Source organism: Ruegeria sp. BJ6 (assembly GCF_056537885.1).
This window is the reverse complement of sequence record NZ_JBQFSG010000001.1, coordinates 354425-368218: the sequence shown is the minus strand read 5'-3', so window position 1 is coordinate 368218 and position 13794 is coordinate 354425. Positions and strand designations below refer to the sequence as shown.

Annotated in this window: 11 protein-coding genes and 1 pseudogene; 8 read left to right on the top strand and 4 right to left on the bottom strand. The window is 53.2% G+C overall.

The features are described 5' to 3' along the window. Positions 1-3: 3 nt before the first annotated feature. The 3 genes from ACR0D6_RS01690 to ACR0D6_RS01680 are packed head-to-tail and all read right to left on the bottom strand — an operon-like array spanning position 4 to position 4342. On the bottom strand, positions 4-1179 hold the full coding sequence (locus ACR0D6_RS01690) for an aminomethyl transferase family protein (RefSeq protein WP_480764237.1): 1176 nt from the start codon (positions 1177-1179) through the stop codon (positions 4-6). Beyond that, the gene (locus ACR0D6_RS01685) at positions 1176-2708 is read right to left on the bottom strand and encodes a phytoene desaturase family protein (RefSeq protein WP_480764236.1); all 1533 of its coding nucleotides are present in this window, start codon (positions 2706-2708) and stop codon (positions 1176-1178) included. The genes ACR0D6_RS01690 and ACR0D6_RS01685 overlap by 4 nt, the downstream gene beginning before the upstream one ends. After that, complete coding sequence (locus ACR0D6_RS01680; protein ID WP_480764235.1) at positions 2705-4342, bottom strand: phytoene desaturase family protein; 1638 nt, start codon at positions 4340-4342, stop codon at positions 2705-2707. Before ACR0D6_RS01680 ends, ACR0D6_RS01685 begins: the two co-directional genes overlap by 4 nt. 139 nt (positions 4343-4481) lie before the next feature. Between ACR0D6_RS01680 and ACR0D6_RS01675 the strand changes: the two genes are divergently transcribed. Together ACR0D6_RS01675 and ACR0D6_RS01670 are read left to right on the top strand one after the other, a co-directional pair. Next, on the top strand, positions 4482-5120 hold the full coding sequence (locus ACR0D6_RS01675) for a TetR family transcriptional regulator C-terminal domain-containing protein (RefSeq protein ID WP_480449007.1): 639 nt from the start codon (positions 4482-4484) through the stop codon (positions 5118-5120). 27 nt (positions 5121-5147) lie between these two features. Next, entirely contained in the window at positions 5148-6500 is a 1353-nt protein-coding gene (locus ACR0D6_RS01670; RefSeq protein ID WP_480764234.1) for an MATE family efflux transporter, read from the top strand. Positions 6501-6521: 21 nt separating this feature from the next. Here ACR0D6_RS01670 and ACR0D6_RS01665 read toward each other — a convergent pair whose 3' ends face one another. After that, the gene (locus tag ACR0D6_RS01665; protein WP_480764233.1) at positions 6522-7814 is read right to left on the bottom strand and encodes an NAD(P)/FAD-dependent oxidoreductase; all 1293 of its coding nucleotides are present in this window, start codon (positions 7812-7814) and stop codon (positions 6522-6524) included. A gap of 105 nt (positions 7815-7919) precedes the next feature. On the opposite strand from ACR0D6_RS01665, the gene ACR0D6_RS01660 reads away from it, so the two are divergent. The 6 genes and pseudogenes from ACR0D6_RS01660 to ACR0D6_RS01635 all read left to right on the top strand — a co-directional run bounded on the left by ACR0D6_RS01660 (position 7920) and on the right by ACR0D6_RS01635 (position 13464). After that, a complete protein-coding gene (locus tag ACR0D6_RS01660; protein ID WP_480764232.1) occupies positions 7920-8222 on the top strand; it encodes a hypothetical protein in 303 nt (100 codons plus the stop codon). Positions 8223-8380: 158 nt separating this feature from the next. After that, positions 8381-9064, top strand: a complete 684-nt coding sequence (locus ACR0D6_RS01655) for a TetR/AcrR family transcriptional regulator (protein WP_480764231.1) — start codon at positions 8381-8383, stop codon at positions 9062-9064. A gap of 75 nt (positions 9065-9139) precedes the next feature. Next, a complete protein-coding gene (locus ACR0D6_RS01650) occupies positions 9140-11206 on the top strand; it encodes an oxidoreductase (RefSeq protein WP_480764230.1) in 2067 nt (688 codons plus the stop codon). 55 nt (positions 11207-11261) lie between these two features. Beyond that, on the top strand, positions 11262-11714 hold the full coding sequence (locus tag ACR0D6_RS01645; protein ID WP_480764229.1) for an N-acetyltransferase family protein: 453 nt from the start codon (positions 11262-11264) through the stop codon (positions 11712-11714). A gap of 86 nt (positions 11715-11800) precedes the next feature. Continuing rightward, positions 11801-12004: pseudogene (locus ACR0D6_RS01640) on the top strand (DDE-type integrase/transposase/recombinase); the annotation flags it as partial. 131 nt (positions 12005-12135) lie between these two features. Further along, positions 12136-13464 (top strand): adenylate/guanylate cyclase domain-containing protein, encoded by a 1329-nt coding sequence (locus ACR0D6_RS01635; protein WP_480764228.1) that lies wholly within the window; start codon positions 12136-12138, stop codon positions 13462-13464. Positions 13465-13794: the final 330 nt, after the last annotated feature.

Below are 13794 nucleotides of genomic sequence, written 5' to 3'. Positions count from 1 at the left end.
CCTTTAGGTGCGGGCCGGTGGCGTAGCACGTGCGCGGGGCGGTGCAAAAAAGGCTGTGGTGACAGGTGTAAGGCGCGCCATTCTAGTGTCCCATTTGCCTTCTTGCAGAGTGTAAATTTCCGCCTTTAAGCCGGATGACCGGTCTGCATCCGGCATACGGACATGCGCCAACGCGATGTTGCGTTTGGCGGTCGGCGACCATATTCCGGACGTTATGTGTCCAACTTCTTTTTTGCGTCGGTTGTAGATCAATGATCCTTCCGAGGGTTTGAAACCTTCGACGTCGAAACGCATGAGGAGGCTTCTTGGAGTGTCTCGCTTGGACAGCAGCTCTCGCCGGCCATTGAAATGACCTTTGTTGAAGTCGACTAGCCGACCCAAGCCGAGTTCAAAGGGTGTTTGGCCTCGGTGCAACCGCTCGGTCGCATGAACTGGTTGGAAATCCACGCCTGCAGTCAGAAATCCTGCTTCGATGCGGGCCAAATTTACAGCTTCGTACCCAATGGCGCGTAATCCCTGATGTGCGCCACCTTTCCAAATCCTGTCCCAAAGCACTTCTGCCTTGTCCCAGTCGCACCAGAGCTCGTAACCTAAATCACCGGTAAAACCCGTCCGCGAAATCATGAGATCATGGTCTGTCTGGATTAGATCGAATGGCTTCAGCTTGCTGACATCTAATCCGGCAGCCTCCAAAACTGCATAGGACGTCGGACCCTGCAACGAAAGTCCAGAAACACTGTGAGTCTCGTCGATTACTGAAACGTCAAAACCCCATGCTGCGTCTAGTAACCATGTCAGCATTTGTTCCTGACAGCAAAGGCGCCAATCGTTGTCGCCAAGGTGGAAAAGAGTCCCGTCATCTATGACCATGCCCTCTTCATCGCACCAGATTGCGTATCCCACGCGACCCACGCCGATTTTTCGGACGTCCCGTGTCACGAGGCGATTGAGCATCGCGGTCGTGTCCGGCCCGGTCAATCGGTACTTGTGCATTGGTGAGATGTCGAACAAGGACGCCTGATTGCGAAGCGCGAAGTACTCGAATTCGGCACTGTCCAGCACACCCGGGGCGGCATAACCCGCCCAATCGTACCAATTTTGCGCGCGATTTTGCTCTTCAAGTTTTTTGTGAAACGGCCCAGGGATCAAGCCTAGTTTCGGATCGGTAAAGATGCTCATGGCTGAGCCTCCAGCGCTGCCAGCGCCGCGTTGCGACCAGCGAGGCCCATGACATCACCACCGGGGTGCGTTGCTGCACCGCATTGGAACAGCCCTTTCGGCCCCATGGAGTATCTGGCCATCCCGTTCGCGGGCCGAAGTGTCAGCAGTTGGTCCAACGACATTTCCGCATGGTGCCAGTGGCCCCCTGGCGCTCCGGTCGCACTTTCGATTTGATCCGGTGTTATGACCTGTTTGCCTGCGATTTGATCACCCAAGCCGGGCAGGGCACGGCTAAGAGTTTCAACTGTGATTTGGGCAAGCTGTTCCTTGGCAGTCTCGGTCCAGCCGCCTTCAAGGTCAGATGGCGCATATTGCACTATGGTAGACAGCCAGCTTGCCCCATCGGCTGTCTGCATTTTGAAGGCTTCAATCACTGGTGCATTAGACATTTGACGATACTTGGCTGGATTAAACGCAGCTTCGACGTACTCAACAGAAGGGGCATAGATCAGACGTTCGTGGGCTAGTTCGTTAGGCAGGCCGGGCAGGGAGGAGCCGTCCTTAAGCTGTAGGTTGACCTTAGCCGCTGTTCCACGAGCCCGAATATTTCGAACTCGCCGCATCGTTTCGATGTCAAAAGCAGAGGGTCCGGTCATTCGGCTTGTTAGTCTTGGGGCAAGGTTGCTGAGCACAATGGGTGCGGTCAAAGTTCTCCCATCAGTCGTTACAACGCCAGAGATTGCATCCTCGTCCAACAGAATGCGGGAAACCTCAGTTTCCGGCATCAGCACGCACCCCGCCTTTTGTGCAGCTTCGACCATCAAATCGGTCAACGTAGACATCCCACCTGCCGGTTGGGTGATGTTACCTCCGTGACCCAGCCGATAGATCAGATTGAACACGGTGCCCGGAGATCGCGGACCGGTGGCTGACCCCCAGATTGCATCAGCGGCAAGCATTCCAGCCACCGGCCCTTCAGGCAAGTCATCTAGGATAATGTCGTGGACATTTGATAAGACGACCTGCAGGAAACGCCGCATTTCAGATTTGCCAAGCTTTTTCAGGCCGATGCCCAGCTTTGCCAGGCGTAAAAACTCATTTAGCCTACCCCGCGAAAGGATAGCTTTTTGACCGCCGGGCGGTGGGGCCTCGGCGAGTTGACGCAAAAGGCTTCCATAGGAAATCAACTGCTGTGTCAGATCGGACCATGCGTTGGATTCCGGGTGTTTTGTTCCGTCGCTCCAGTAGACGCCTTCGTTCCTGAAGACTATGTGCCGTCCATCCTCAGACAGAGAGACCGTAGCGACGGGTTGGCCGGACAATACAGGGTGTTGAGGATCTAAGCCGATGTCACTCAAAACCCGCGGGCTCAGGTTGTATAGTGAGTGGGCGAGAGTTGGGCCGCCGTCCACGGAATAAGAAGCCATGCCTCCAAACCTGTTGGATTTCTCAATGACACAGACATTCTTGCCGCGTTGACCAAGAAGTGTTCCGGCAATCAAGCCGTTTACACCGCCGCCAATGACAATGGCATCAAATTGACTCATGCGGCATACCCCGTCATTCGGCCATGCCGTGTTTCTTTCCTAAGAATAGCGCGGGCAGCGTTTGCACCGGGTGCCCCCATAACCCCTCCGCCTGGATGGGCGGACGAGCCGCACAGATAAAGTCCTTTGATAGGTAGACTGTACTGCGACCAACCCGGGACCGGCCGATTGAAGAAAAGCTGATCAAACGTCAGTTCGCCTTGGAAGATGTTGCCCTCCGTCAGACCAACCTCGCGTTCGATCTCCAACGGTGAACGAACTTCCATATGAACAACGCGCTCGCGAATGTCAGGACAAGCTACAGACATCTGGTCGAGTACAGTTTCTGCCATTGCATTGCGCTGCTTTTCGTCCCAATTCTCTGCTGATCTAACGCCGTCGACTTCCAGATCATAAGGAGCATATTGGACGAAAACGGTCATCATGTGGGCACCTGTCGGCGCCATAGTCGGATCAATCTGGCTAGGGATTAGCATGTCGATATAGGGCTTTTCAGACCAGCGCCCGACTTTCCAATCATCATAAGCCTTTTCAAGTTCAAAGAGGCTTTGTGACACATGCAAATCGCCCCTTAGGAAGCTGGTGTGCTCCGGTGCAGCAGGAAAATTTGGAAAGCGGTCAAGGGCTATGTTGAGTTTCGCCGAAGAGCCACGAATTTTGAAGTTTCGAACAGCCTTGGTGAAGTCATCCGGCAACTCAGCCATGTCAACGTGATGCAGAATAGTGCGTTTGATATCCATATTGGATGCGACGACGGGGGCATAGAAAACCTTGCCGTCCTCAAGAGCGACGCCTTCAACGCGCCCATCTTTGCTGAGGATTTTCTCGATCCCCGAACCTGTGTGGATCGTACCCCCGTGATCTTTGAAAGAGGCTGCAATGGCATTCGAAATTGCGCCCATTCCACCGCGCGCGAAACCCCAGGCACCGATGCCGCCATCAATGTCACCCATGTAGTGGTGCAGCAGCACATAGGCCGTACCGGGGGAATACACCCCGAGGCCGGTGCCGATAATACCGGAGCCAGCCAAATGGGCCTTGATCAGGTCATTTTCGAAATGCTCATCCAGAAAGTCACCAATGGACATTGTCCAGAATTTCAGCGTTTCACCGAGTTCCCGACTTCCCAGCCCATGTGCCTTTTTGACGAGGTAGGCCAGTTCGCCGAGATCGCGTGGGTGGAGCGAAGCCGGGTCCGGTGCGTCTCGAAGCAGAAATGGACGGATAAAACGGCATTGCCGCATGATGGCTTGGGAATAACCGCGATAGGCGTCGGCATCTCGCGCAGAATGACGCGCCATCTCGCGCTTAAGGGCGTTGTGATCGGAATAGTAGGCGAAGTAATCTCCGTCGCGCGTGAAGCTCGCACCGCCCTCGTAGGGAATAACTTGAAGCCCGTATTTCGGTAGCTCGAGGTCCCGGGCGATCTCGCGCCTGAGAAGGGAGCAGACGTACGAGCAATTCGAGTACGTCCATCCCTCGTGCAGCGACCGGCTGACTGCTGCGCCTCCAATCCAGTCGTTCTTTTCGACCACCAAAACACGCATGCCAGCGCGCGCCAAATAGGCGGCGGCAGTCAGTCCGTTGTGACCAGCACCAGCCACAATCACGTCGTATCTGTTCTCAACCGTCAAATTTATCCATCCCTTTCTCTCTCGTTTACAGATCAGGTGCGGGTTCGTAAAGTTTATTTGAGCGCTCAAATAAATTTCAAGCTATTGACGCATGTTTTTTGCGCGCTGTAGATGGCTGTATTCGTAGGAGGAGCGGCAATTGGTCGAAGCAGAGCGTAAACGCCCCCGCAAAGAGCGGAAGGAAAACGCAGATCGTCGTCGCCGACAGCTGCTGGACGCGGCTTGCCGCTCTATATTGGCTCATGGGTTGGCAAAAACGACGCTCGCAACGGTGGCGTCTGAAGCTGAGCTTTCTCAGGGTGTTGCGGCGTTTTACTTCAAGTCAAAGCTCGGTCTGCTGACCGAAGCTTTGCGTGATCTTTACCAACGCTACGAAGACCACTGGACAGCTTCTTTAGAGCGAGCAGGGGATAAGCCTGCCGAAAAAATAAGGGCTCTGATAAAAGCTGATTTCCACCCTGATGCATGTGGTCCGGGTGTCTTGCCCCTTTGGTATGCATTTTGGGGCGAGCTTCGATTTCAACTGCAGTACGATGAAGTTGCCGAGCATTTCGAAACACGTCGAAGAGAGACCTTGCGTGTAATCTGGAATGAACTGCTGTCCGACGATGACGTTGCTTCACCAGATCAAATGGCTGAATGGATGGAGACATTGACGGATGGCTATTGGCAGCGCTTGCATCTTGCTCCTCAAGGCCTGAGCCGAAAGCAGGCGGAACAGGCTGCCTGGGGGTGCCTCGTTCGCCTGGTTCCGGAATTACTTGGGGATACGGCTTAGTCAATTACGACTGAAAGGCCCAACAATATGACGCGAGTGCGGATATCACAGCAGCCTCGGCCATCTTGGGGCGTCATCTTAAATGAGGCGCGCTACCTTGCGCGTCTTGCTTTGCCGATAGTTATCTCTCTTGCTGCAGCTGCTTTGATTGGCGTCGTTGATACCGTGATGGTGGCCCCGTTGGGAACACTCCCTCTCGCGGCGGTCTCGATCACAGCCTCGGTACTGATCATTTTCTACTCGGCGCTGTACGGCTTTGTGTCCGCAATTGGTGTGCAAATGGCTGAAGCCTTTGGAAAAACGAGTGAAAGAGAGTTGGCTTCGGCAACAAGCGCCGGGCTTATCGTTTCGCTGGTCGTTGGTGTCGTTGGCGCTGCTGTAATGATCTGCCTCAAGCCCGCCCTTTCCTGGATTGGACAGCCGCCCGAAGTGGTCAGTCTGATTGGCGGCTACTGGGTTGCGATGAGCCTTCTTTTGGTGCCCTTCACGGTATTCTATGCTTTGAAAGCGCTCTTTGACGCCATGAATCGCCCGTGGATTGGAGTTGGCCTTGCGTTTATTGCGGTGGGTTTCAACATCCCTTCGAACTATGTTTTGATCCACGGAGTTGCTGGTTGGCCGGGCCTGGGTCTCGTCGGCGCGGGGATCGCAAGTCTGTTGTCTCAGATGGTGCCGTTAATTGTGGCATTCGTGATTTTGCGCGCGTGGAGAAGGAAGAAGGGTTTCCTAGAGGCCGCAGGTTTTGATTGGTCCGAGGTTAAGGCGCAGATCAAAGAAGGGTTCATTATTTCCGTTGGTTACCTAGGGGAGGGGGCCGCTTACGCAGTAGCTGGCCTTATGCTTGGTTGGTTCAGCGCAGCCGCGCTGGCCGCGCATCAAATCGTTTCTGCGGTCAGCGACGTCATTTACATGGTGCCCTTGGGCGTTTCGATTGCGATTTCGATACGAGTAGCTCAGGCAATTGGTGCCGATGAAAAAGAAAGGCTCAAGCCGATTGTGTTGGCGTCGCTGTTTGTCGTTATTGGTTGGATGGCCGTTGTCGTTACTGGTATTTTGATAGGCCGCGCGCCTTTGGCCAATAGCCTTTCAGACGATCCAAAAGTCGTTTCTCTCGCGATATCGATGTTCCTTGTGATTGCAGCAATGCAGATTGCAGATGGTGTGCAAGGGACAATGCTGGGCGCTTTCCGAGGCATGATGGACAATCACGTTCCTGTTGCCATTACCCTGATTGCCTATTGGGTTTTTGCATTGCCGCTTGGATATGCGCTGGGCTTTTGGCTTGGGTTCGGCCCCAATGGAGTATGGATTGGGTACGGCTCAGGTCTCTCTTTGGCGGCCATCGCGTTGACCTATCGCTTCTTCTCCAAAAACCGCTAGGCGACGCTGTTTGCTAGCTTACTAAAGGCCCAACTTGTCTAAGAGTTTAAGGCGTAGGATTTCTGCTTCGACAAGAGTTTCTTTCGCAAACGAAAAAGGTAGTGGCTTAAGGGGGGTGGCCGGAAATTCCAGCTCGTCCGCCTTGGTTCCTGTAGCCCATTTGGCGAGGACGCGCCCCATTGCCGTGGCGATGGCAACGCCTCGCCCATTGTATCCCAAACCTGTTATAATCCCCGGAGCGAGCTCGTGCAGGTGTGGATAGTGATCTTTTGTCAATGCAACAAAGCCACCCCATTCGTATTCCCACTGAACTCCGGACAATTGGGGAAAAAGTTCAACAGAGATGCGTTTCAAACGCTCAATTTGTTTGAGAGTGGAATTGTCATTGTAGGTGCCGCGACCACCCATCAAAAAGCGACCTTCCGCGTCTTGCCTGAAGTACAGAAGTAGGCGTCGCGCGTCTGACAAAGCGTTGCCTTCTGGCAGAATTGTTTGGCGTATATTGTCGGACAAAGGCGAGGTAGCAACCTGAACTGACCGAACGGGCAAAACTGACTGAGCCAAGCGCGGGTGCAGATCTCCAGAATAGGCGTTCGTGCAAATCAGCACTTTGTCTGAAGTGACAGCTCCATTGGGAGTTTCAACCCGAAGGCGCCCGGCCTCTGATATTATCTGGTTGGCGGGCGTTTCGCTGAAGATTTTCACGCCGTTGCGGCGACCTGCTTCGGCCAGCCCAAGCGCATAATTCAGTGGGTGTAAAACACCGCTGCGGCGATCCAGTACGCCACCAAGGTAAGCCTTGGTCCCGGTCAGACGCTGCATTTCGCCCTGATCAAGCTGGATCATACCCCCGCCGTGTTTGTCCCAATCCTCGGCTAGTTTGTGTAACTCACTCAGTGTTTTGTGAGTATGCGCAGCGCGCAGCCAGCCTGGGCGTTTTGCGTCACACTCAATGTCGTGTCGAGCGATTAAATCGAACACAAGATCCGCAGCGTTACCGGCCATTCGGATCATTCTGTTTCCCCAGTGATCACCAAATTTGGTTTTGATGCCTGTCGGTCCATCCTTGAGGCCCACATTGATCTGACCGCCATTGCGTCCAGAAGCTCCCCAGCCCGGATGCTGGGCATCGATAAGAACAACTTTGACGCCTTGCTCGGCCAGATGAATTGCTGCTGAAAGTCCGGTGAACCCGGCGCCAATCACGGTCACGTCAGATTGCTGTTCGCCAACGAGCTGCGGGTATTCTGCAGAATAGCTTGCGGTTGCAGACCACAGGCTATTTGCGATGACTGGGTTTTCGTTACGGATCATCTAACGGCCTCGCGCTTGCCTTGCGTGGGTAATTGCATAGGTTTGGCTGGTGATGCTTTGCCGGACAGTGTGTGAAGAATGCCAAGACTTTTGAACCAATTCGAATTGAAACCAACCGTCGAGCTTGACGCGTTCGAACAGGCTTGGAGCGCGTTTGTCGAACATTTGGTCAAGACAGGTCTGGCCACGAAAGGGACGCCTTTGTGCAAACGTATCACCGAAAGTGGTTACGATACCGACGAGCAGCGCAACCATACGCTTATGGCAGTTATCGAATTCAGGGATCAATTGCAGGCCGACACGGCTTGGGCCGCCATTGAAGATCGCATTGAGCCTCTGGGAGCTTTGCATCGCAGTGTTATTTCTTTGGTGCATGACCCAGTTTTCACTTTTTGGTCGGAACTCTAGATCGATGATTGCGAACATCCGGGTTGCCTTCACACTATTTTCTCTTCATCATTGAATGATTGTTCAATCAATGACATATATCCTTTAGATGTCAAATGCGCACTGGCTGGAGAAGTTTGGCTGTGCGGGCAGGCACGACCGATGAAGCGCTTTAGTAGATGGGACTCATTCAGGTGGGACAATCGCCAATCAAAAAAACAAACCCTGAGGGGCGGCGGCGCACCGAGTCCAAAGAGGTGAGGCGTCAACAACTCATCGACGCAACGATCGACTCGATCGCCCAAAACGGAATTGGTGGAACGACCATGTCCACTGTGACCGAGATAGCCGGCTTGTCGCTGGGCATCGTCAACTTCCACTTCAAAAGCAAACAGAACTTGCTGGAAGAAACGCTGCTGTTTCTAGCAAAGGAACATCATGAGCAGTGGTTGGAAGCCTTTGACAATGCAGGTTTGTCGGCGCCTGAAAAGCTGTTGGCTATTGTCGATGCACACTTTCACCCGCAGATTTGCACTCCAAAGAAGCTAGCGGTTTGGTTTGCGTTTTTTGGAGAGGCAGGGCGGCGCAAGATTTACCGCAGCCTGATCAATGATATCGATCAGGAGCGCTACGACATTGCGCTACGCCTGTGTTCCGAAATTGCTGAGGACGGTGGATACGACGACATGCCGCCAAGGCAAGTCGCCAATGTCCTGGAAGCTCTTTACGACGGAATCTGGTTGGAGCTTTTGACCTATCCGGAAAATTTTCGACGTCCCGAAGCCCGAGATCGCATCGTCGCCTTCCTATCCAAGGTCTATCCGGATCACTTTCGAATGCCTGAGTTCAAACACGGTGGTTGAAACAGAGCGGGTATAATTTCCGGTTATCCAGACAGGACGAGCCTGTGCACAGCGCAGCTAACTAAGGGCAGAAAAATGAGCACGGATCCTCGCTACGACATCCTTTTCGAGCCAGTGCAAATCGGACCAGTCACCGCACCAAACCGGTTCTATCAGGTTCCGCACTGTACCGGTATGGGTTGGCAATACCCCCGTACACTTGCCGCGATGCGCAAAGTGAAAGCGCAAGGTGGATGGGGTGTCATATGCACGGAGTATAACTCAATCCATCCGTCTTCTGACGACCTGCCGCATCCCTACGCGTCGCTTTGGGATGACAGCGACGTTCGGGCACACGCGTTGATGACGGACGCGGTGCACGAACACGGAAGCCTTGCAGGCGCTGAACTATGGTACGGAGGCGCTAACTCGAACAACTTGTTTTCCCGGTTGCCGAGCATGGATGTCGACAGCCGACCAAACACGAAAGGACACCCCTTTCAGACCCGCGCAATGGGCAAGCAGGACATCCGGGATCTACGCCGCTGGCATCGAAAGGCGGCTTTGAGGGCGCGAGACGCCGGATTTGACGTTGTCTATGTTTATGCAACGCACGGATACCTAATATCAAACTTTCTGCATCCGCGCGTGAACACACGTACTGATGAATATGGCGGCACGTTGGAAAACAGGGTGCGTCTGACCCGAGAACTGATTCAGGAAACCAAAGACGCCGTTGGGGATCGGTGCGCCGTGGCTGTCCGCTTTTCAGCAGACGAAGAGATCGGCGAGGATGGCCAGCCCATCTATGGTGAACGACGAGAAATGTTTGAGATGCTCTCTGATCTTCCGGATTTATGGGATATCAACATCGCAGATTACTCGGTCGAGATGGGTGTTTCCCGTTTTACCAAAGAGGCAGCTCTTGAACCCTACATGCATTGGGTCAAGTCCGTGACAGATAAGCCTGTCGTGACTGTTGGTCGCTTCACGTCACCTGATACCATGGTCTCGCAAGTCAGGCGGGGGATTACTGATTTCATTGGAGCAGCGCGCCCGTCGATTGCTGATCCTTATCTTCCAAAGAAGATCGAAGAAGGACGCTTGTCTGCGATCCGCGAATGTATTGGATGCAATGTCTGTTATGCCAGCGACTCGATTGGTGTACCTATCCGATGCACTCAAAACCCAACAATGGGGGAGGAGTGGCGCAAAGGATGGCATCCTGAAATCATCCGAACGAAATCTTCAGACGCGCGCGTTCTAATCGTCGGGGCCGGGGCTGCCGGACTGGAGGCAGCGCGGGCACTTGGTGTGCGCGGATATGATGTCCTGTTGGCAGAAGCCTCTCGCGAGTTGGGCGGCAGGGTCTCGCGCGAAGCGGCTTTGCCCGGCATGAGCGAATACATTCGCGTCAAAGACTACCGTGAACAGCAATTGATTGAGATGCCCAACGTTGAAATCTACCGTGAAAGTCCTCTGGCAGTAGACGATGTCTTGGCCGTTGAGGCTGACCACGTTGCAATTGCGACCGGCGCGACTTGGCGAAAGGAGTATTTTGACGAAGAACGTTTCGTCCCTGTTGCAAAAGGTGCCGCTCTAACTCGCGTTTTCACCCCCGATGACATCATGGATGGAAAGCTTCCCGATGGACCAACGCTCGTTTTTGATGGCGATGGCTACTATATGGCCAGCGTTATTGCTGAAAAAATCAGAGCGCAGGGACATGCCGTCACGCTGGCCACGCCGTCTGACAGTGTTTCTGAGTGGGCGGGAAAAACGTCCGAACGTTGGCGCATCCGAACGCATTTGCTTCGCTTAGGGGTCGAAATCCTGCCGTCAAAGTCGATTAACCAATTTGATGGCGAAATCGCGGAGCTAGAGTGCGCCTATGGCGGGCCAAGTGCGACCGTTCCAGTTGCCAACATTGTCATGGTTACTGCCCGGAAGCCAAATGATAGTCTTTACAGGGGATTACTGGGCGAAAAGAGTCCTGAGGACTTGCAGTTCAGTCTTCGTCGCATTGGAGATTGCGATGCTCCTGCGATTGTTGCAGCAGCGGTTTATGCAGGCCATCGATACGCCCAGGAATTGGACGAAGCAGTGGATGAGGACATTCCACTTAAACATGATCGTGTAGACGTCGGCCAGCGACCCATTTGACTACGCTCTGCGATATCTGCGGTACTCTCTCAAAAAAACGCAGGAGAAATCATCCATGCCGGAAGGTCTAGTTATCCGCCCCCTCGAATTGAAAGACAACGAAGAGTGGCGCCGCTTATGGACGGCATATTTGGATTTCTACGAGACTTCTGTCTCAGAGGAAGTCTATGAGGTTTCATTCAACAGATTGTTGTCGACGGATGCAGGTGAATACAATTGTCTCATCGCCGAGTTAGAAAGAAAACCGGTTGGATTAGCGCACTACCTTTATCATAGGTTCATGTGGTCGGTGGAGGATACATGTTATCTTATGGATCTTTTCGCTGACCCGCAGGTTAGGGGGAAAGGTGTTGGTCGAGCTCTAATCGAGTCTGTTTTTCAGATCGCCAAGCAGCACGGTGTTCCAACCACCTATTGGACAACTCAAGAATTCAACTACCCAGGTCGAGTTCTGTACGACAAAGTGGCTAAAAGAACGCCATTTATTGTTTATGAAAAAGATGAATGACCGTGAGCAGCCTCATCTGACTGGCCCAAATTTATTGTTAGTGCATCATCGATCTGCAATCCATCGGGATGATGGTTTCAGGTGCTGGCGGGCAGCATTATCTTTGGCGGGATGTTGATCAGGAAGGCGAGGTGCTGGAAGCCGTTGTCACCAAACGCCGAAACAAAGCTGCAGCACTGGAATTTCTCAAGAAGTTAATGAAGTACCATATTTGTGCTGATGAGATCGTGACCGACCGTTTTGCATCTACTAACGCTACGTTCAGACAATTGGGTGCACTAAAAAACAAAGGACGGGCAGCCCATCCGGATGCCTAGTTAGTCCTTAGCTAGCTGGATTTGAGGCCCTCATCGCGATAGCATTCCCTACAGAGAAGCTTTGCAGGACGCGGCACGTTAGGGACGGAAGGGCGACCAGGCGAATGCAACCTGAAACAAAATTTACGCAAAGTGGCGAAGTAAGCATTGCTTATCAAGTGGTAGGGTCCGGGCCGCTTGATCTGCTGATCGTGCCGGGGTTCATCTCTCATCTTGAGCAGACTTGGGAAGATCCGGCCTTTAGTCGGTTTCTCCAACGTCTGGCGTCTTTTTCTCGGCTAATTTTGTTCGATAAGCGGGGCACAGGGCTTTCCGACCGAATTTCAGGAATTCCTACTTTAGAACAACGGATGGATGACGTTCGGGCAGTGATGGATGCGGCCGGCTCTAAAAGAGCGGCGCTTTGGGGTATCTCTGAGGGCGGCCCAATGAGTATTCTGTTCTCTGCAACGTACCCCGAGCGCACGTCTGCATTGATCCTGTATGGTAGTATCGCAAAAGGTTCCTGGGCTCCTGATTATCCTTGGGCCGAGAAATTGGGCAAGGAAACGGATGACTGGTTAGAAGGTTTGCGAAACGAATGGGGTGGCCCGATTGGCATCGAATTTTGGGCACCTACGGTAGCCGATGATCCGATCTTTCAGCAGTGGTGGGCCAAATACTTGCGATTGGGCGCGAGCCCGAGTGCTGCCATCAATGTGTTCCGCATGAATTTACAGATCGATGTTCGGGATATCTTGCCAACGGTGCATTTGCCGACACTGGTTCTGCACCGCTCGGGAGATCAGGCAGTTCACCCAGAGGAGGGGCGGTATCTTGCGCAACACATTCCCTCGGCAAAGTTCGTCGAACTGGATGGGGACGACCATTTGTGGTGGGTTGGCGACTCAGATTCGATTGTGGATGAAGTTCAGGAATTTCTAACCGGAAAGCGACCTGTTACGGAACCTGACCGCGTGCTGGCAACGGTCCTATTCACCGATATTGTGGACTCAACCAGGCATGCAACAGAAATGGGAGATCGCCGCTGGACAGATCTCCTGGATCGTCACAACACGGTGATGCGGACCGAGATCAACCGGTTTCAAGGACAGATCGCAAAAAACACGGGTGATGGATTTCTGGCATCATTTGACGGCCCCGCGCGCGCCATCGATTGCGCATTTGCGGTGAATTCACACATGGAACGATTGGGAATTGAACTCCGGTCAGGTATTCATACTGGAGAAGTCGAGCTGAAAGACGGTGATGTTCGAGGTGTTGCTGTCCACATTGCAGCAAGGGTGTTGGAGCAGGCGAAATCAAATGAAATCTGGGCCTCACGTACCGTCAGGGACTTAGTGGTTGGATCAAAATTCCAGTTCAACGAAAAAGGCAGCTATAGCCTCAAGGGGGTTGAAGGCGAATGGCCGCTTTTTACTATTGGCATTTGAACATCTCCCGAGGGTGTGTTCTTTTTGATGCCTAGTTGTGGCACGAAACTAGCAGAACTTGAATAGCAGCAAACGGAAGCACATAGGGCATTCGGATCTTCTTTCGAACGGCAGATTTGTCCGTATAAGGGACGTTCCTCCTTATTGTGAACTTTCGAATGTCTGCTGAGAACCCAGTTCGGACGATGCAGAATGGATTAGCGCACGTCTGCTTTTTGCAACAGCAAAGAGGTAATAGCTGCAAGGATTTACCAGCGCAAAGTGTTCGCCGATTTGAACGTGGGCATAGCTCAGGTGTAGAGTGCCGAGCCGAAGTCCTTCCTCGCGCAC

Coding starts and splice junctions, on each gene's coding strand:
- ACR0D6_RS01690 (WP_480764237.1), bottom strand. CDS start 1,179: ATGAGCATCTTTACCGATCCGAAACTAGGCTTGATCCCTGGGCCGTTT.
- ACR0D6_RS01685 (WP_480764236.1), bottom strand. CDS start 2,708: ATGAGTCAATTTGATGCCATTGTCATTGGCGGCGGTGTAAACGGCTTG.
- ACR0D6_RS01670 (WP_480764234.1), top strand. CDS start 5,148: ATGACGCGAGTGCGGATATCACAGCAGCCTCGGCCATCTTGGGGCGTC.
- ACR0D6_RS01665 (WP_480764233.1), bottom strand. CDS start 7,814: ATGATCCGTAACGAAAACCCAGTCATCGCAAATAGCCTGTGGTCTGCA.
- ACR0D6_RS01655 (WP_480764231.1), top strand. CDS start 8,381: ATGGGACTCATTCAGGTGGGACAATCGCCAATCAAAAAAACAAACCCT.
- ACR0D6_RS01650 (WP_480764230.1), top strand. CDS start 9,140: ATGAGCACGGATCCTCGCTACGACATCCTTTTCGAGCCAGTGCAAATC.
- ACR0D6_RS01645 (WP_480764229.1), top strand. CDS start 11,262: ATGCCGGAAGGTCTAGTTATCCGCCCCCTCGAATTGAAAGACAACGAA.
- ACR0D6_RS01635 (WP_480764228.1), top strand. CDS start 12,136: ATGCAACCTGAAACAAAATTTACGCAAAGTGGCGAAGTAAGCATTGCT.